The sequence below is a fragment of the Streptomyces sp. Je 1-79 genome, assembly GCF_025195125.1.
Lineage (GTDB): Bacteria > Actinomycetota > Actinomycetes > Streptomycetales > Streptomycetaceae > Streptomyces.
Genome location: NZ_JAMGSL010000015.1, coordinates 182,601 through 200,655 on the forward strand (window position 1 = coordinate 182,601; position 18,055 = coordinate 200,655).

Here is an 18,055-nt window from a genome sequence, read left to right on the forward strand (position 1 = left end):
GCAGCAGCGTCTGTGCATCGCCCGCGCGATCGCGGTCGAGCCCGACGTCCTGCTGATGGACGAGCCCTGCTCGGCCCTGGACCCGATCTCGACGCTGGCGATCGAGGACCTGATCGGCGAGCTGAAGGAGCGCTTCACGATCGTCATCGTGACGCACAACATGCAGCAGGCCGCCCGCGTCTCGGACCGTACGGCGTTCTTCAACCTGGCGGCCGTGGGCCAGCCCGGCAAGCTGATCGAGCTGGACGACACCGAGCGCATCTTCTCCAACCCGAGCGTCCAGGCGACCGAGGACTACATCTCCGGCCGCTTCGGATAGCCCCCAGACCATGCGGCTCTGCCGCGTGGCGTCCTGCGGTGCTGCATGGCGGTGCCACCGCAGACGAAAGGGCCCGGCTCCCCCACAGGGGAGCCGGGCCCGACCATGTGCCGTCGGCGGTCAGCCGAAGAAGAGCTGGACCACGTAGAAACTGAGCACCGCCACGATCGCCGCAGCCGGCATCGTGATACTGCATTCCCCCGGGGGATAACCCCCGGACCCTCAGCAGCACCCCGCGTGCCGGCCGTCAGCCGAAGAAGAGCTGGACCACGTAGAAACTGAGCGCCGCCACGATCGCCGCAGCCGGCATCGTAATGAACCAGCCCAGGATGATGTTCTTCGCGACACCCCACCGCACCGCGTTCACCCGCTTCGTCGCGCCCACGCCCATGATCGCGGACGTGATCACGTGCGTCGTCGAGATCGGCGCGTGGAACAGGAACGCCGAGCCGAACATGATCGACGCGCCCGTCGTCTCCGCCGCGAAACCCTGCGGCGGGTCCAGCTCGATGATCTTCCGGCCGAGGGTCCGCATGATCCGCCAGCCACCCGCGTACGTACCCAGCGAGAGCATCACGGCGCACGCGATCTTCACCCACACCGGGATGTCGTCGCCCGACTGCTGCACATCGGCGATGACCAGGGCCATCACCACGATGCCCATCGTCTTCTGGGCGTCCTGCAGACCGTGACCGAGGGCCATGCCCGCCGCCGAGACCGTCTGCGCGATACGGAAACCGCGCTTCGCCTTGCTCGGGTTGGCCTTGCGGAACATCCACATGATCGCGCACATGACCAGGTAACCGGCGATCAGACCGACCACCGGCGAGATGAACATCGGGATGACGACCTTGTCGAGCACGCCACCCCAGATGACCTCCGTACCGCCGGCCAGCGCCGCGCCCACCATGCCGCCGAAGAGCGCGTGCGAGGAGGAGGACGGCAGACCGAAGTACCAGGTCACCAGGTTCCAGATGATCGCGCCGACGAGCGCGGCGAAGAGGATGCCCATCCCCTTGTCGCCGTGCGGCGTCTCGATCAGGCCTTCGCTGACCGTCTTGGCGACACCGCTGCCGAGGAACGCACCGGCGAGGTTCATCACCGCCGCCATCGCCAGCGCCGCCCGCGGGGTCAGCGCCCGGGTCGACACGGAGGTGGCGATGGCGTTCGCCGAGTCGTGGAAACCGTTCGTATACGTGAAGCCGAGCGCGACACCGATGGTCACGATCAGCGCAAAGGTGTCCACGAAGCTCAGGACTCCTTGACCGCGATGGTCTCCACCGTGTTGGCCACGTGCTCGAAGGCGTCGGCCGCCTCCTCCAGCACATCCACGATCTGCTTGAGCTTGAGGACCTCGATGGCGTCGTACTTGCCGTTGAAGAGCGTCGCGAGCAGCTTGCGGTGGATCTGGTCCGCCTGGTTCTCGAGGCGGTTGACCTCGATCCAGTACTCGGTGAGGTGGGACATCGTCCGCAGGTTCGGCATCGCCTCGGCGGTCAGCTCCGCCGCCCGCGCCAGCACCTCGATCTGCTGCTCGACTCCCTTGGGGAGCTCCTCGACGTTGTAGAGGACGACCAGGTCGACGGCCTCCTCCATGAAGTCCATGATGTCGTCGAGGGACGAGGCGAGGTTGTAGATGTCCTCGCGGTCGAACGGCGTGATGAACGAGGAGTTCAGCTGGTGGAAGATGGCGTGGGTCGCGTCGTCACCGGCGTGTTCCGCTGCCCGCATCCGCTCCGCGATCTCGGCCCGGGCGGAAGGCTCCGCTCCGAGCAGTTCCATCAGGAGTTTCGAGCCAGTGACGATGTTGTCCGCGGACGCGGCGAACATGTCGTAGAAGCTCGTCTCCCTGGGGGTCAGACGAAATCGCACGTGGGGTCCTCGGGGTGCTGGGTTTCGGTCAGGCTGATGCTAGGCGCATCATCCGGCCACGGCTAACCGGCGTCCCTTCAGTGTCGCCCATCAGGCACAGTGATCTGCACGGGCCCCCGCCCGGATCGGCGGGGATCGGTACCATATACCCACGAGGGGTATACATACCCTTTCTGGACAACGGGAGGACGCGATGACGACCACCGAGGCGGCCGAGGTCACCCCCGACGGCGCCGTACCCGGCACGGACCACGACCACGGCGTGCACGGCTACCACAAGCAGAAGGACGAGCACCTGAAGCGGCTGCGCCGGATCGAGGGCCAGATCCGCGGTCTGCAGCGGATGGTCGACGAGGACACGTACTGCATCGACATACTCACCCAGGTCTCGGCCTCCACGAAGGCCCTGCAGTCGTTCGCCCTCCAGCTTCTCGAAGAGCACCTGCGGCACTGCGTCGCCGACGCCGCGACCAAGGGCGGGGACGAGATCGAGGCGAAGGTCGAAGAGGCCACGAAGGCCATCGCGCGGATGATGCGTACCTGAGAACCCGGGGCCGCCGCCGACGGCCCCGGTCGATCAGCAACGGTCGGCCCGCTCCGTCGCGACCCTCAGCACCTCGTCGATACGGTCGGCGCTGAGCCGTTCCCCGTCGGCCGCCGACGCCGCGATGATCAGCTCACCGCAGAGCTCGATCTCGGCGAGAGCGACGCAGTCCTGGTCAGTGGGGACTGTCGCGGTACTGGGCGGAGCCACGCGCATTCACCTCTTCCTGCCGGCGTCGGTCTCCCAGCGTAGGGAGCGCGCCACGCACCGCGCATGACTCGTCCGGACCATTTGGGAATGGCCTGCGAGTGACCCTCGTCGCCCCTTACACGTCGATCTTCCCGGCGTAGATGTCCTTGCGCTGCGGCAGCCGCACGTCGACGGGGGTGCCGAACCCGTACAGCAGGGTGGTCGAGGCGACCGCGACCGTACGCCCCTGGTTGGCGAAGCTGAACTGGTGCCGGACCTTGCGCAGCCGCCCTTCCGCGTCCAGGTACGCGTCGAAGGGCACGGTGTCCTTGGCGAACCCTTTCGCCGCCGCGGCGAGCGCCCCGCGCACCTGCGGCGAGGCGGCCCGGGCGGCCACGCCGATGTCCGCGACACCGCGGTAGTGGCTGACTTTCACCCCTGCCAGATCGACTTCACCGACGTACGTCACGCGCTGCGCGCCGCGCAGCAGCTCGGCGGCGGCGGCCGGGTCGGTGGCCCCGCCGGTGATCAGGTTCCCGTCGTCGAGCGTCGTGGTGTCCACGCGGACCCACTTGTCGGCGGGGACGCCGGCGCCGCGGTTCTTCATGTAGAGCGCGCCGGGGGCGAGGAGTTCCGTGATGGGGCGGTGTTCGCTGGCTCCGGCGGCGTCCTTGGGCAGGACGACCTGGAGACTGCCGGTACGGCGCCGGAAGTCGTAGCCGCCCTCGCCGCGGATGGTCACGCGCGTCCCGCCGGCCGCCATCTCCATGCTCGTACTCGCCTTGGAGGTGCCGGCCCTGGTCAGCACCTCGGACGCGCCCCGCACGGTCCGCGTCGGGTCGCCGCCGGGCTTGGCGTCCTCGGCGCCGGAGCATCCGCCGGCCATCAGAGCCGCGGCGACGGCCAACGCGCCGCCCCGCCGCCCGTACCGCTGCACCACCATCGCCTGCCAACCCCCAACGCCGCGCCGCTGCCTGTCCGGGACCCGCCCGAATCGCATAACGACGGCCTGGGCGACCCGTCACGCGCAGTACGGTGGAACCGTGCACGAGCAGTCCCCGCATCACACGACCACGACGGAACGCGGCTCCTTTGCGGTCGCCCGGTGCAGCTGCGGCTGGGCGGGGCCGGCGCGAAGATCACGGGACAAGGCGCGTACGGACGCGACGACACACACCGAGGACGCACGCAGGCCGACGGCCTAAGGGCCGCCCGGCCCTTATCGGCCGCAGGCCTAGGCGGCCACGGGTCGTCCGGACCTGATCGCCGGGGCCCGCCGACGGCCCAGGGGGCATCCGGACCTGATCCGCCGGACGCCCGACGACAGGCCTAGGCGGCCAGGTCGTTCTCGCCGGAGCCCGTTCCCAGCCGGGGCTCGGGGATGTCCAGGGTCTCGGGCAGCGAGGACCGGTCGCCGGCCCGCCGGGAGCGGACCAGCCGGGCGCCGTGCTTCGAGCGGGCGATCGCGGAGACGACCGGGGTCAGCAGGGCGTGGGCGAGCGGCGCGAGCAGTAGCGCCACGGCCGTACCGAGGGCGAAGCCGCCGATGACGTCGGTCGGGTAGTGGACACCCATGTAGACGCGGCAGAAGCCTTCGGCGAACGCGAGACCGATGGCGGCGAGGCCGAGCTTCCGGTGGGCGACGAAGAGCCCGACGGCGATGGCCATCGCCAGCGTGGCGTGGTCGCTGACGAAGGAGAAGTCGGTCTTGCCGTCGACGAGGACTTCGAGGCCCTGATGGTCGTTGAACGGCCGTGGGCGCTCGACGAACCCGCGGATGGGGATGTTGACGAGCACGGCGACGCCGGCGGCCAGCGGGGCCCAGACGAGCGCGGCGACGGCGGAGACGGAGTCGGTGAGGGCGCCGCGGCGGCGGACGCTCCACCAGCACCAGAGCGCGACGAGGACAAGGCCGAGCATGATCCCGTACTCGCCGACGAAGCCCATGACACGGTCAAGCCAGGGCGGGGCGTCCCGCGCCAGCCCGTTGATGTCGTAGAGCAGGCTGACATCGGGGTTCGAACCGTCCGATGCGAGTCCAGCCATCTGCTGAGGCCCCTTGCCTTGTCACGTGAGTCGACCGTGGGCGGTCGGATCAGGGAACGAACCGCCTGAGGCGTGCGTTCCGCTCTTCCTCGACGATCACCCTGACGTTACCGAAGAGTGACGCGTCGTCGCAGTTCAGGGCCTGTACTCAACAGAGAGTTCCAGCCATGCCCCGCCTCCGGCCGGCGGGATGTCAGGTGGTCTGCGGCAGATGCGTCGGCAGGGCCGCCGCACCGTCCTCGGTCACCCGGGTCGCACCAAAATAGTCAGGCGTATCGATCTTGTCGAAACGGATGACGGCTCCGGTGCGCGGCGCGTCGATCATGTAGCCGCCGCCGACGTAGATGCCGACGTGCCTGATGGCGCGGGAGTTCGTCAGGTCGTCGGAGAAGAAGACCAGGTCGCCGGGGAGCAGCTCGTCGCGGGACGGGTGCGGCCCGGCGTTGTACTGGTCGTTGGCGACACGCGGCAGCTCGATGCCGACGGACCGGTACGCGGCCTGGGTCAGCCCGGAGCAGTCGAATCGGCCATTCTGAGCCGCCGTTCCGGTACCGCCCCAGAGATAGAGGGTCCCGAGCTTCTGCTGCGCGTAGTAGATCGCGCCCGCAGCCTGCCGCGAGGGCTCGACGCGGCCGACGGGCCGGGCGAAGCTCTTCTCCAGCGACCGGATGATCCTGACGTAGTTCTGCGTCTCGCTGATCCGCGGCACGCCACCGGACTTGATGACCCGGTAGGCACCGGCGTTGTACGCGGCGAGCATGTTGTTCGTCGCGTCGCCGGGCACCTTCCTCACATAGCCGGCGAGCTCGCAGTCGTACGAGGCGGCGGAGGGGATCGCGTCCTTGGGATCCCACACGTCCCGGTCGCCGTCCCCGTCCCCGTCGATGCCGTGCCCGGCCCAGGTGCCGGGGATGAACTGGGCGATCCCCATGGCGTTCGCCGGCGAGACGACCCTCGGGTTCCAGCCGCTCTCCTGGTAGAGCTGGGCGGCGAGCAGGGCCGGGTTGATGGCGGGGCAGAGGTTCCCCCACTGCTGCACCAGCCCCTGGTACGCGGCGGGCACGGCCCCCTTGGCGAGCCCGACGGTGCCGTTCTTGGCGTCTCCGGCGCCCCCGATCAGCCCGGCGGCGGCGGAGTACGTGCCGACGACGAGCAGCGCGACGAAGCCGAGGCACATGCCGAAGACCCCACCGGCCACCAGCCACGCCTTGCGCGCCCTACGCACCGTCAACCACCCCTGGGGTCTTGGCAGTCCATCACGACAAGTCTAGGTGCGGCGCCGGTCCCGCGGGCGGGCGCACCGTCACCCGTTTCGGACAAAGTCCCGCCGCGCACCGGGGTCTCGGGAACGCGCCGGGCCGGGCGGCCGTCCACCGCGTGGCGGGGGCGGGCCTCTCGGGCCGTGTACGCGGCCTGAGGTGTAACAACGACAGTCATTGCCCGGAGTCACCCTCCGTGATACACAGAGTGACCATACGCTTCTTCGCATAGAAACCGGCCACACCGCCGCAGGTCAAGACGGTCGGATCGGTCACGTGTGCGGGGATCGGGTAAAGAGAGCCGTCAAGCCGTCACACGCGAGCGGTTTCATCAGCGAAGATAGGGCGATGACCCATGCCATCAGGCAGGGGCGACGAACTACCCAACAGGGGCGGTGAGTTACATGTACCTGGCGGCCGAAGAAGGCGACATCACCACCATCATCGGTGGAATCGCCCCGAACTGGGGGCCTTTCGGGAGCCTGGGCAACGAGGCCAAGGTGATGATCGAGGTCGTGATGGCCGTGGCCATCCTGCTCTGTCTCGGCATCGCCATCTGGGGAGCGGCCAAGCAGCGCATCGGCGCGACCGCACTCCGGGACACGTTCAGTGCCGAGCAGGGCAAGGGCCTGATCGTGGCCGGCCTGACGGGCGTCTTCATCATCGGCTCGCTGGGGACGCTGTTCACGATCGTGTACGGGATGGCCGTCTAACCACCGAGGTCGGTTCCTTTCCTGATGTCCAGTCACCACACGGTTGAGAGGGCGTGCCTGCCATGAGCCTCGGCGACGACAACGACGGCTTCGGCGGCGGCTCGGGCCAGACCCGCACGCGCCTCCCGGAGGGCGGCACCGGCGACCCCTACGACGGCACCCGCCGCCCACCGGCCCGCAGCTCGCGCTCGCTCATCACGGTGGTGGGCGTGGTGGTCCTCCTGATCGCCGCGATCGCCTTCGCGAACAGAGGCAATGGCGACGACCCCAAGACGACGGACGCGACGAACCCCTCGACCGCCCAGTCCCCGACGACGGCGACGGGCGTCCGCCCGGTGCCGGGCAAGAACGGAACGATCCCGACGGGGTTCGCGCGGGACGAACAGGGGGCGCAGAGCGCGGCGTCGAACTATGCGGTGGCGCTGGGCTCTGACGGGATGTTCAACACGGAGCGTCGCCACGACATCGTGAGCACGATCGCCGATCCGAGCGCGCTCAACCAGCTCCAGGCCGGATTCGACGCCGACTACTCGCAGGACTTCCTGAAGCAGATCGGCCTCGCGCCAGACGGAAGCGCACCCGGCGGCGCGACGTTCGTCAGCCGCACGGTTCCGGCCGGCGCGAAGGTGACGAGCTACTCCCCCGAAGCGGCAGACGTCGATGTCTGGTGTGTCGGGTTGTTCGGCCTCACGGGCGAATCGTCCACCAAGCCGGTGACCAACGGTTGGTTCACGGTGACTCTGAAGCTCAAGTGGAGCGGCTCCGACTGGAAGGTCCTGTCGACCACTCAGAAGACGGGCCCCACTCCCGTAAACGGGGACAACCCGGTCTCTGGATCCGAGGAGATCGCCGGCGCGGTCAAGGAATTCGGGGGATTCACGTATGCCCGCTAACCAACCGCGTGGCGGCCGTACTGTCCTGTCCGTGCTGGTGACCGCGCAGGTGGCGACGTTCGCCCTGGCATCCCGGGCAACCGCAGCTCCCACGCCAACCCCTAGCTCTACACCGTCGCCCGGAGCAAGCAGTGACCCCTGCGAGCTCATCGCGGGACCCGCTCGCGAGTACTGCACCAACGGCGAAAACAACGGCGCCGGCAGGTCCGTGGCCGATCCCACCGCCGCCCTCGACCCCCTCTCCTCCCTGGCCCGCGGCTGCGCCGACGCCGCCGTCGCGATCGTCGACGCGCTCTCGAAGGCCGTCAAAGAGACCGCCGACGTCGACTTCACCAACCTCGAGTTCCTCGGCCGCTACGCCATCGTCTTCGCCGCCGCCACCGTCCTCACCCTCCTCCTCTGGCTTCTCGCCGTCGCCAAGCGAGCCATCCGCGGCGTCCCCCTCACCACCGCCATCTCCAAGGCCATCGGCTTCCTCTGGCTGACCGTCCTCGCCTCCGCCTTCACCCCGCTGATCCTCTACACCGTCGTCAACGCCACCGACGCCGTCACCGAGGTCATCGCCTCCGGCACCGGGCAACAGACCGACGTCTTCTTCGGCAGCTTCAAGGAAGCCCTCCAGAAGGGCGACAGCATCGGCGGCGGGCCGATCATGCTGATCATCGTCTCGCTGGTCAGCATCCTCGCCGCCGGCGTGCTCTACCTCGAACTCTTCCTGCGCGCCGTCATGCTCTACGTCGGCGCCCTCCTCGGCGTCGTCGTCTACTCCGGCCTCGTCGACAAGAACATGTGGGGCCACGTCCGCCGCTGGGCCGGCATCATGATCGCGATCATCCTGGTGAAGCCGGTCATCGTCATCGTCCTCGGCCTCGCCGGAGCGCTCTCCTCCGGGACCGGCCCCGACTCCTTCTCGGCCGTCGTCTCCGGGCTCGCGATCATCCTGCTCGCCATCTTCGCCTCCGCGATGATCTACCGCTTCGTCCCCGGCTTCGGCGACGAGATCGTCGCCTCCCGCAACAACCGGGTCCACCGCGCCGGCGAGAACGCCGCCGCCGCGGTCATCTCCTCCCCCGCCTCCCTCGTCTCCCAGGGCATCAAGACCCACAGCACCCGGGGCGACGGCGGCGGAAGCCAGAACAGCGGCGGCGCCCCGCGCCCCGCCAACCAGCTCTCCGGCGGCGTCGCCGCCCACAGCAGCCGCGGCAACTCCGGGGGGGCCGGGGGCGGCGGGGGCGGCGGCGGATCTGTCCCCTCCGCCGCACCCCCGCCGCGTAGCAGCAGCCCCACGTCAGGCACCCCGCACAGCAACCGCAAGAACTCTGGAGGTGGAGGGCGTTGACGACCCAGTCCCAGCCGGTCGCGCCCCGCCGTACGTATCTCATCGGCCGCGCCCGGCCGAACGCGATCGTCGGCAAGAACCGCGAGACCGGCGAGATCGCCCTCATCATCGCCGGAGCCTTCCTCGGCATGATGAGCGGACTCCTCGTCCCCGCCCTCACCCTGCGGATCGTGCTGCTCGTCGGCTTCCCCGTCCTGGCGCTCGCCGCCGTGTACGTCCCGTACAAGCACCGCACCTTCTACAAGTGGTTCGAGATCAACCGCAGCTACAAGCGGTCCCTCAAGCGCGGCACCGCCTACCGCTCCACCGCCGCCGAGGCCGGCACCCGGATCGACGGCCGCGAGGTCGAGGTCGGACCGCCGCCCGGCATCGGCCGGATCAGCTGGCTCGCCGCACCCTTCGGCCCCGACGAGATCGCCGTCCTCCTCCACGCCGACCGCCGCACCGTCACCGCCGCCATCGAGATCGAGGGCCCCGGCGTCGGCCTGCGCGACAGCGAGGACCAGGAAGCCCTGGTGGACCGTTTCGGCACCCTCCTCAAGCACGTCGCCAACGGGGACGGCTTCGTCACCCGCCTCCAGATGCTGGCCCGCACCCTCCCCGCCGACCCCGACGCCCACGCCAAGGACGTCGCCCAGCGCGGCGACACCCAGGCCCCCGGCTGGCTCCAGGAGTCGTACGAGCAGCTCCAGTCGATGGTCTCCACCTCCAGCGAGCAGCACCGCGCCTACCTCGTGGCCTGCATGCACTACACCCGCGAGCTCGCCGCCGAGGCCAACGCCATGGCCCGCGCCGCCCGCCACACCTCCGGCGCCCGCAAGCTCGACCGCGACGCCGGCCTCGCCGTCGTCATGGCCCGCGAGCTCACCGACATCTGCGCCCGGCTCGCCGAGGCCGACATCCGCGTACGCCAGCCCCTCGGCCAGTCCCGGGCCGCCTCCCTCGTGCACTCCATGTACGACCCGGACCACCCCATCGACCACATCCAGGCCATGACGAAAAGAAACGCTTGGCCCGCCGAACTCGACGCCATGGAGCCCACCTACCTCCAGGCCAAGACCCGCGAGTCCTCCACCCGGGCCCCCTGGTGCCACGCAACCGCCTGGGTGAAGGAGTGGCCGATGACCCCCGTCGGCGTCAACTTCCTCGCCCCGCTCCTCGTCCACACCCCGGACGTGATCCGCACGGTCGCCGTGACCATGGACCTCGAACCCACCGAGGTCGCCATCGAGCGCATGCTCACCGAGAAGACCAACGACGAGGCCGAGGCCTCCCGTCAGGCCAAGATGAACCGCACGGTCGACCCGCGCGACATCGCCGCGCACGGCCGGCTCGACCAGCGGGGTGAAGATCTCGCCAGCGGAGCGGCGGGCGTCAACCTCGTCGGGTACATCACTGTGTCGTCGCGCTCGCCCGAAGCCCTGGCCAGGGACAAGCGCACGATCAGGGCCTCCGCCGGCAAGTCGTACCTGAAGCTGGAGTGGTGCGACCGCGAGCACCACCGGGCCTTTGTGAACACCCTGCCGTTCGCGACCGGCATCCGCCGCTAGCCACCCGCCACTAGCCGCCAGCCACGCCACGCCAGCCGCTAAGGGGCCCGTGCACATGCGAGATCCACTCTCCGCCCTCACAGAAGCGTTCACCTCCTTCCTCTTCGGGAAGGTGGAGACCACCCGCCTGCCCGTCCGCACCTCGACCGGCCAGGCCCAGGCCGTCTACCTGCCGACGGCCGCCCCCGGCCTCGGCGACTCCGGCGTGATCATCGGCCGCGAGGTGTACAGCGGCAAGGGCTACATCTACGACCCGTTCCAGCTGTACGGCCAGCAGCTCCCGGCCCCCCACTGGCTGGTCCTCGGCGAGTCCGGCAACGGCAAGTCCGCGCTGGAGAAGACGTACGTGCTGCGGCAGTTGCGCTTCCGCGACCGCCAGGTCGTCGTCCTCGACGCGCAGGGCGAGGACGGCGTCGGCGAATGGAACCTCATCGCGCAGGAGCTGGGAATAACCCCCATCCGCCTCGACCCGATGGTCGCCGTCGACGCCGGCATCCGGCTCAACCCCCTCGACCCGTCGATCACCACGACCGGGCAGCTGGCCCTGCTCCGTACGATCATCGAGGTCGCGATGGGCCACGGCCTCGACGAGCGCTCCGGCTTCGCGCTCAAGGTCGCCCACGCCTACGTCAACGAGCACATCACCGACCGCCAGCCCATCCTGACCGACATCGTCGAGCAGCTCCGCCACCCCAAGGCGGAGTCCGCGGAGGCGATGAACGTCGACATAGACGATGTACGCGCCTGGGGCCTGGACGTCGCGCTCGTCCTGGACCGGCTGGTCGACGGCGACCTGCGCGGCATGTTCGACGGCCCGACCACGGTCGGCATCGACCTCGACGCGCCGCTGATCGTCTTCGACCTGTCCCACATCGACCGCAACTCCATCGCCATGCCGATCCTCATGGCGATCGTCGGCGTGTGGCTGGAGCACACCTGGATCCGCCCCGACCGGAAGAAGCGCATCTTCCTCGTCGAGGAGGCCTGGCACATCATCAACAGCCCGTTCGTGGCGCAGCTGTTCCAGCGGCTGCTCAAGTTCGGCCGCCGGCTCGGCCTGTCCTTCGTCGCCGTCGTGCACCATCTCTCCGACGTCGTCGACGGCGCGGCGGCGCGGGAGGCCGCCGCCATCCTCAAGATGGCGTCCACCCGGACCATCTACGCCCAGAAGGCCGACGAGGCGAGGGCGACGGGACGCGTGCTCGGCCTGCCACGGTGGGCGGTGGAGATCATCCCGACCCTCACCCCCGGCATCGCCGTCTGGGACGTCAACGGCAATGTGCAGGTGGTCAAACACCTCATCACCGAGAGGGAACGACCACTCGTCTACACCGACCGCGCCATGACGGAGTCGTCCGTCGACCCGGCCGTCGACCCGGAGCTGGAGTGGGAGACGGAACAGCGCGCCGCCCTCATGGAGCAGCAGCTGAACGACCCCTCCCGGTCCACGGTGGCGTGAGGATGGCGAAGGGTTCGCAGGGGAGGCAGCAGGGAGGCATCCCGGACGGGCTGGTGCTCGCCCTGGTCGGCCTCCCCGTCGGCCTGACGGTGCTCGCGTGGACCGCGACCGGCCTGGCCGCCCTGCTGTCGAAGGGCGCCTGGCCGGACGGGGTCACCTTCACCCGGACGCCCACGGCCGTCCGCTCCCTGCTCGGCCGGCCGCAGGACCTGGCGGCCGCGTGGCCGGAGACCCCGGCGGGCGAGCTGTCGGGGTACGGGCTGTTCTGGGGCCTGCTCATCGGCGAGCTGATGGTGCTGGTGGTCCTCACGGTGTTCGTGGTGGGGACGCTGGCGCGCTGGAGAACGGTACGGACGGGAGGACGCGGCGCACACGGTACGAAGGCCACGGCGGCGCGCACGGGGCGTACTGAGGCCCACGAGGACGAGGAAGAGCCCTACCCGGCCGATCCGATGAAGCAGCCCCCCGCCCCCCGCAGGCCCCTGGAAGAGCCCCCTCAGCCCCCGACCACAGCTCAGACCACCGCGTCGGCCCCGACACCTGCCGTGGCCCCTGTCCCGGCCGCCGCCGCTACCGCCGCCGCCGAACCGGCCGCCCGCGGAATCGTGTACGGCACCCCCTCCGTCCGTCGGCCCGCCGCCGTCCAGGCCGTCCAGGACGCCGAGGGCCCCGTGCTCGTGGTCACCTCCGACCCCGCCGTCTGGGCCGACACCAAGGACGCGCGCGGCAAGCTCGGACCCGTACTCGTCTACGACCCCGGCCACCTCTGCGACACCCCCGCCCGCCTCCACTGGTCCCCGTCCGCCGGCTGCGAAGACCCGGCCACGGCGCAGGAACGGGCGGTCGCCCTCCTCGCCCCCGTACGCCCCCCGTCCCGTCTGGACGCCGCGGTGGCCGACACCGCGGAAACGCTCCTGCGCTGCTGGCTGCACGCCGCCGCCCTGGACGACCGCCCGTTCAAACAGGTCCACCGCTGGGCCCAGGGCACGGGCGCCCACGAACCCGTACGGATCCTGCGCACCCACCCCAAGGCCGCCTCGGGCCACGCCGGACTCCTGGAGTCCGCGCTCACCGCACACCCGGAACGGCGCGAGATCGCACAGGAGTTGACCGCCCGGGCGCTCTCCGCGCTCTCGTCGATCCACATCAGGGACGCCTGCACCCCGAATCGAACGGATTCGCTGACACTGGAATCATTCGTCGCCGAAGGGGGCACCCTCTATGTGGTCGGTGAAACCATCGAGGACCCGCGCACCAGCCCCGGCGCGATGCCCTTGCTCACCGGCCTCGCCGCAAGCGTGGTCGAGCACGGCCGCCGCATGGCCGCACGGTCATCCGACGGTCGGCTCGACCCACCACTGACCCTCGTCCTCGACGACGTCGCCGCCGTGGCGCCCCTTCCCCAGCTGCCGGAGCTGCTGGCTGCCGGCCAGGACATCGGCCTGCCGACGCTGGCCCTCCTCCGCTCCCAGGAACAGGCCCGCGCCCGCTGGCCGGAGCCCCTCCCCCAGCCCTAGCCCCGCCCCCACGCGCCGGAGGGCCCCAGCCCCAGCAGCGCCGGCCGACGAACTAGCCCGTCGTCCGCAGGAACTCGTACTCCAGCTCACGCGCGCCGTCGCTCCCCGGCATCGCCACGGAATCACCCGACGCGACGAACCCGAACCGCCGGTAGAACGCGGCGGCCCGCGCGTTGTCCTCGTGGACGTACAGCCGCACCCGCTCCACGGCCGGCTCCCGCAGCGTCCAGGACCACTCCACACCCGCCCGGAACAGCGCGTCGATCACACCCGCGCCCCGCGCCTCGGGCCGCACGTAGACGCCCACGATGTGCGTCTGGTCGGTCTTCGCCGGCTCCCCGAACCGCACCTCGTCCGAAGGCCGTTCCACCAGCAGCGTGATCGTGCCCGCCCAGCTCCCGTCCGGGGCCTCGGCCACGAACTGCCGGACCCCCGTCCCACTCCCCGAAGCGCCCTCCGCCCGCTCCTGCCAGAACGAGTCGGGCTTGGCCACGGCGGCTTCGTAGGTGTCGAGGAAGGCGATCCTCGCCACCGGGTCCTGGAGCGCGGCGAGCCGTATCTCACGGCACTGCTCCCACTCCTCGGCGCGGATCGTACGAATCAGGTAGTCGCTCATGCCCAGATCCTCGCCGCCACCCGCCGCCCCCGACAAAGCCTTTTCTCCCGTCGTACCGGGGTACTACACCCGCCGCCCCCGCTCCCGCCCACGGTCGGACGATCCGCCACCGCCCCCTCCGTAGCGTCGTGGACATGATCGAAGCTCACGAACTCACCAAGCGGTACGGAGCCAGGACCGTCGTCCAGGACCTCAGCTTCACGGTCCGCCCCGGCACGGTCACCGGCTTCCTCGGCCCCAACGGCGCCGGCAAGTCCACCACCATGCGGATGCTCCTCGGCCTGGACGCCCCCACGCGCGGCCGGGCCACCATCGGCGGCCACGCCCACGCCGCCCACCCCGCACCCCTCACCCAGGTGGGCGCTCTCCTCGAAGCCCGCTCGATCCACCCCGGCCGCTCCGCCCACCACCACCTGATGGCGCTCGCCCACACCCACGGCATCCCGCGCTCCCGCGTCGAGCACGTCCTCGGCATGACCGGCCTCACCGAGGTCGCCCGGCGCCGCGTCAAGGGCTTCTCGCTCGGCATGGGCCAGCGCCTCGGCATCGCCGCCGCGCTCCTCGGCGACCCGGAGACGATCGTCCTCGACGAACCCGCCAACGGCCTCGACCCCGAAGGCGTGCTCTGGATCCGTACGCTGCTCAGGTCCCTGGCCGCCGAGGGCCGTACGGTCCTCGTCTCCTCCCACCTGATGAGCGAGATGGCCCTGACCGCCGACCACCTGATCGTCATCGGCAAGGGCAGGCTCCTCGCCGACACGACCGTCGACGCGCTCGTACGGGAGTCCGGCGGAGCCTCGGTCAAGGTCGTCACCCCCGACGTGGACCGCCTCAGCGCACTCCTCCCGCAGGCCGGGATCGTCACGGAGGCCGCCGACACCCTCCGCGTCACCGGCGTCGAGGCCGCGGACATCGGCCGCACGGCCGCCGCCCACGGCGTACCGCTCTTCGAACTCACCCCGCAGACCGCCTCCCTGGAGCAGGCGTTCATGGACCTCACCCACGACTCGGTCGAATACCAAGGAGCAGCCGCATGAGCACGACGACCACCAACCCGTACCGCGTCACCCCCTCCCGCGTCCTGCGCTCCGAATGGCACAAGCTGTGGACGGTCCGCTCGACCTGGATCACCGTCCTCACCTCCGTCGCGTTCCTGCTCGGCGTCGGCATCCTCATGGGCGCCACCTACACCTCCGACGGCGGCGACTCCGACGTCGACACCGTCGTCCTCACCCTCTACGGCTCCCAGCTCGGCGGGATCTGCCTCGCCGTCCTCGGCATCCTGGTCACCGCGGGCGAGTACTCGACCGGCATGATCAGAGCCTCGATGACCGCCGTCCCCCGCCGCCTCCCCGTCCTGTGGGCGAAGGCCACCGTCTTCACCGCGGCCGTCTTCACCGTCTCCTTCGTGGCCGCCCTGGTCACCTTCCTCACCGCGCAGCTCTTCCTCTCCGACACAGACCAGGCCGCCTCCCTCGCCGACGACGGCGTCCTGGCCGCCGTCGTGGGCAACGCCGCAGGCGTCACGCTCCTCAGCCTCGTCGCCCTCGGTCTCGGCGCCGCGCTGCGCTCCGTCCCCGGCGGCCTCGGGGCCTTCATCGGCGGCGTGCTGATCCTGCCGGAGGTCCTCGGCATGCTCCCGTACGACGCGGTGGACACGGCCATCAGGTACTTCCCCACCCAGGCCGCCGGCGCCCTCGGCTCAGCCGACCCGATGCCCGGCGCGGCCTCCCCCGGCGGCGCGCTGCTCGCCCTGTGCCTGTGGGCGGCCGCGGCCCTGGTCGTCCCGGGGATCCTGCTGAAGCGCCGAGACGTGTAGCACCCCGACGTACGAGGATGAGCGCGTGATCACGGAGAAGCAGCCCGGTACGGAAGAGGAACCCCTCAGCCGGTACATCCAGCGCCTGACCCAGCGCGTACGAGCCTTCGACGCGCGCCGCCCCTGGGCCTGGGACGGGCTGCTCACCGCCTTCTGGACATCGGCGGCCCTGATCGACGCGGCCGGCGGCTGGCGGAACATCGCCCGCGACCCGTCCGTACCCGTCTGGCTGGTCGTGGCCATGAGCCTGGCCTTCTCCGTACCGCTGCTGTGGCGGCGCCGCAGGCCGATGGCCGTCCTCGCCGTGATGGCGGGTGTGTCCCTCGTCAGCCACTGGACCGGCGCCTTCCTCCAGGCCGGCCTCCTCCAACTGCTCGTCGTCTTCCACATCGCGCTACGGCTGCCCCTGCGCACCCTCCTGTGGACGCTCGCCCTGCTCGCCCCGCCCCTGGCCGTGGGTGCGATCCGGTACCCCCAGGGCAGCTGGGACCAGGACGTCGTCCCCACCCTCTGGGCGTACGCGATGGTCGCCCTGCTCGGCATCGCGGTCCGCTCCCGCAAGGACTACACCGCCGCCCTCGTCGACCGGGCCCGTCGCCTCGAGGTCGAGCGCGACCAGCAGGCCCAGCTGGCGGCGGCGGCCGAACGCACCCGGATCGCCCGGGAGATGCACGACATCATCGGTCACAACCTCTCGGTCATCACCGGTCTCGCGGACGGCGGCAGGTACGCGGCGGTGAAGAACCCCGAACGTGCCGCCGAGGCCCTCGACGCCATCGGCACGACGAGCCGCCAGGCCCTCGCCGAACTCCGCCGCCTGCTGCGCGGTGAGGCGGTACGGGACCCGCAGCCCCCACCCTTGACGACCTGGACGCGCTGATCTCCGGCGTACGGACGGCCGGGCTGCCGGTTCGCCACGAGACCCTGGGCGAGGCCAGGGCCCTGGCGACAGGCGCCCAGCTGACGGTCTACCGGATCGTCCAGGAAGCCCTGACCAACACCCTGAAGCACGCCGGCCCGGGAGCGGAGGCGACGGTCCTCCTCTCGTACACGCCGGAGGAGTTGACGGTGGAGACGACGGACACCGGCCGCAACCATGGCACCGGAACCACCGGCACGGGTCAGGGAGTTACGGGTATGCGTGAGCGCGCCGCGCTCTATGACGGCACACTCGAAGCCGGCCCGCTGCCCGACGGCGGCTGGCGCGTACGGCTCCGGCTCCCCCTGGAGGACTCCCCCTCGTGACGACGGTCCTGATCGCGGACGACCAGCCGATGCAACGCTTCGGCTTCCGCATGCTGTTGGAGAGCCAGGACGACATGACGGTCGTCGGCGAGGCACCGAACGGCGCCGAGGCGATCCGCCTGGTGGACCGGCACCGCCCCGACGTCGTCCTGATGGACATCCGGATGCCCGGTCTCGACGGCATCGAGGCCACCCGCCGCATCGTCGCCACGGGTGCCCGCACCCGTGTCCTGATCGTCACGACGTTCGACCTCGACGAGTACGCCTACGACGGCCTACGCGCCGGCGCCAGCGGCTTCCTGGTCAAGGACGCCCAGCCGGAGGAGCTCCTCTCCGGCATCCGCGCCGTCGCGAGCGGCGACGCGGTGGTCGCCCCGAGCCTGACCCGCCGCCTCCTGGACGCGTACATCCACCATCTCCCGGCCACCCCGGGCCAACCCCGTGAGGACCCCCGTCTCGCCACCCTCACGGACCGGGAACGCGAGATCCTCACGGTCATCGCCCAGGGGTGGACGAACACGGAGATCGCCGAACGCCTCCACCTCGCGGAATCGACGGTGAAGACCCATGTGAGCCGCATCCTGTCGAAAACCGGCGCGAGAGACCGCGTCCAGGCGGTCATCCTCGCGTACGACACCCAACTGGTCAGCCCGACTCCCTAGGCGCGGGGAAAAC

Annotated in this window: 18 protein-coding genes and 1 pseudogene; 12 read left to right on the top strand and 7 right to left on the bottom strand. The window is 70.4% G+C overall.

All coding sequences use genetic code 11. The annotated features are described in order from the left end of the window. Nucleotides 1-319 (top strand): phosphate ABC transporter ATP-binding protein (locus M5362_RS28095; protein ID WP_374214537.1); only part of this gene is annotated, 319 nt, incomplete at its 5' end. Between the two features lie 247 nt (nt 320-566). Here the strand turns inward: M5362_RS28095 and M5362_RS28100 are convergent. Beyond that, nucleotides 567-1,565, bottom strand: coding sequence for an inorganic phosphate transporter (locus tag M5362_RS28100; RefSeq protein WP_260230596.1), 999 nt, complete (start codon nt 1,563-1,565; stop codon nt 567-569). Between the two features lie 5 nt (nt 1,566-1,570). Beyond that, nucleotides 1,571-2,191, bottom strand: coding sequence for a DUF47 domain-containing protein (locus M5362_RS28105; protein WP_260230597.1), 621 nt, complete (start codon nt 2,189-2,191; stop codon nt 1,571-1,573). Nucleotides 2,192-2,384: 193 nt separating this feature from the next. Between M5362_RS28105 and M5362_RS28110 the strand changes: the two genes are divergently transcribed. After that, complete coding sequence (locus M5362_RS28110) at nt 2,385-2,735, top strand: metal-sensitive transcriptional regulator (RefSeq protein ID WP_260230598.1); 351 nt, start codon at nt 2,385-2,387, stop codon at nt 2,733-2,735. Between the two features lie 33 nt (nt 2,736-2,768). Here the strand turns inward: M5362_RS28110 and M5362_RS28115 are convergent, their stop codons facing one another. From M5362_RS28115 to M5362_RS28130, 4 genes are all read right to left on the bottom strand, one after another. After that, nucleotides 2,769-2,951: a hypothetical protein gene (locus tag M5362_RS28115; RefSeq protein ID WP_260230599.1), complete on the bottom strand. Its 183-nt coding sequence runs from the start codon at nt 2,949-2,951 to the stop codon at nt 2,769-2,771. Between the two features lie 109 nt (nt 2,952-3,060). After that, nucleotides 3,061-3,867: a hypothetical protein gene (locus tag M5362_RS28120; RefSeq protein ID WP_260230600.1), complete on the bottom strand. Its 807-nt coding sequence runs from the start codon at nt 3,865-3,867 to the stop codon at nt 3,061-3,063. A gap of 386 nt (nt 3,868-4,253) precedes the next feature. Beyond that, nucleotides 4,254-4,970 (bottom strand): phosphatase PAP2 family protein, encoded by a 717-nt coding sequence (locus tag M5362_RS28125; protein ID WP_260230601.1) that lies wholly within the window; start codon nt 4,968-4,970, stop codon nt 4,254-4,256. 193 nt (nt 4,971-5,163) lie between these two features. After that, the gene (locus M5362_RS28130) at nt 5,164-6,147 is read right to left on the bottom strand and encodes a bifunctional lytic transglycosylase/C40 family peptidase (RefSeq protein ID WP_260230620.1); all 984 of its coding nucleotides are present in this window, start codon (nt 6,145-6,147) and stop codon (nt 5,164-5,166) included. Nucleotides 6,148-6,633: 486 nt separating this feature from the next. Here M5362_RS28130 and M5362_RS28135 point away from each other — a divergent pair, with 486 nt between their 5' ends. From M5362_RS28135 to M5362_RS28160, 6 genes are all read left to right on the top strand, one after another. Further along, nucleotides 6,634-6,942: a hypothetical protein gene (locus M5362_RS28135; protein WP_260230621.1), complete on the top strand. Its 309-nt coding sequence runs from the start codon at nt 6,634-6,636 to the stop codon at nt 6,940-6,942. A 62-nt stretch (nt 6,943-7,004) separates the two neighbouring features. Beyond that, nucleotides 7,005-7,835: a hypothetical protein gene (locus M5362_RS28140; protein ID WP_260230602.1), complete on the top strand. Its 831-nt coding sequence runs from the start codon at nt 7,005-7,007 to the stop codon at nt 7,833-7,835. After that, complete coding sequence (locus tag M5362_RS28145; RefSeq protein ID WP_260230603.1) at nt 7,825-9,174, top strand: hypothetical protein; 1,350 nt, start codon at nt 7,825-7,827, stop codon at nt 9,172-9,174. The genes M5362_RS28140 and M5362_RS28145 overlap by 11 nt, the downstream gene beginning before the upstream one ends. Next, complete coding sequence (locus M5362_RS28150) at nt 9,171-10,724, top strand: SCO6880 family protein (protein ID WP_260230604.1); 1,554 nt, start codon at nt 9,171-9,173, stop codon at nt 10,722-10,724. Before M5362_RS28145 ends, M5362_RS28150 begins: the two co-directional genes overlap by 4 nt. A 55-nt stretch (nt 10,725-10,779) precedes the next feature. Continuing rightward, nucleotides 10,780-12,183 carry an ATP-binding protein gene (locus M5362_RS28155; protein WP_260230606.1) on the top strand — a complete coding sequence of 468 codons (1,404 nt, stop codon included), beginning with the start codon at nt 10,780-10,782 and terminating at the stop codon, nt 12,181-12,183. A gap of 2 nt (nt 12,184-12,185) precedes the next feature. After that, entirely contained in the window at nt 12,186-13,700 is a 1,515-nt protein-coding gene (locus tag M5362_RS28160) for a type IV secretory system conjugative DNA transfer family protein (RefSeq protein ID WP_260230607.1), read from the top strand. 52 nt (nt 13,701-13,752) lie between these two features. Here M5362_RS28160 and M5362_RS28165 read toward each other — a convergent pair whose 3' ends face one another. After that, complete coding sequence (locus M5362_RS28165) at nt 13,753-14,316, bottom strand: GNAT family N-acetyltransferase (RefSeq protein WP_260230608.1); 564 nt, start codon at nt 14,314-14,316, stop codon at nt 13,753-13,755. Nucleotides 14,317-14,450: 134 nt separating this feature from the next. Between M5362_RS28165 and M5362_RS28170 the strand changes: the two genes are divergently transcribed. From M5362_RS28170 to M5362_RS28185, 4 genes and pseudogenes are all read left to right on the top strand, one after another. Then, complete coding sequence (locus M5362_RS28170) at nt 14,451-15,353, top strand: ATP-binding cassette domain-containing protein (protein ID WP_260230609.1); 903 nt, start codon at nt 14,451-14,453, stop codon at nt 15,351-15,353. Then, nucleotides 15,350-16,135: an ABC transporter permease gene (locus M5362_RS28175; RefSeq protein ID WP_260230610.1), complete on the top strand. Its 786-nt coding sequence runs from the start codon at nt 15,350-15,352 to the stop codon at nt 16,133-16,135. Before M5362_RS28170 ends, M5362_RS28175 begins: the two co-directional genes overlap by 4 nt. 25 nt (nt 16,136-16,160) lie before the next feature. Then, nucleotides 16,161-17,380: pseudogene (locus M5362_RS28180) on the top strand (sensor histidine kinase). Continuing rightward, the gene (locus tag M5362_RS28185) at nt 17,377-18,042 is read left to right on the top strand and encodes a response regulator transcription factor (RefSeq protein ID WP_260230611.1); all 666 of its coding nucleotides are present in this window, start codon (nt 17,377-17,379) and stop codon (nt 18,040-18,042) included. The pseudogene M5362_RS28180 and the gene M5362_RS28185 overlap by 4 nt, the downstream one beginning before the upstream one ends. The last annotated feature ends 13 nt before the right edge of the window (nt 18,043-18,055 follow it).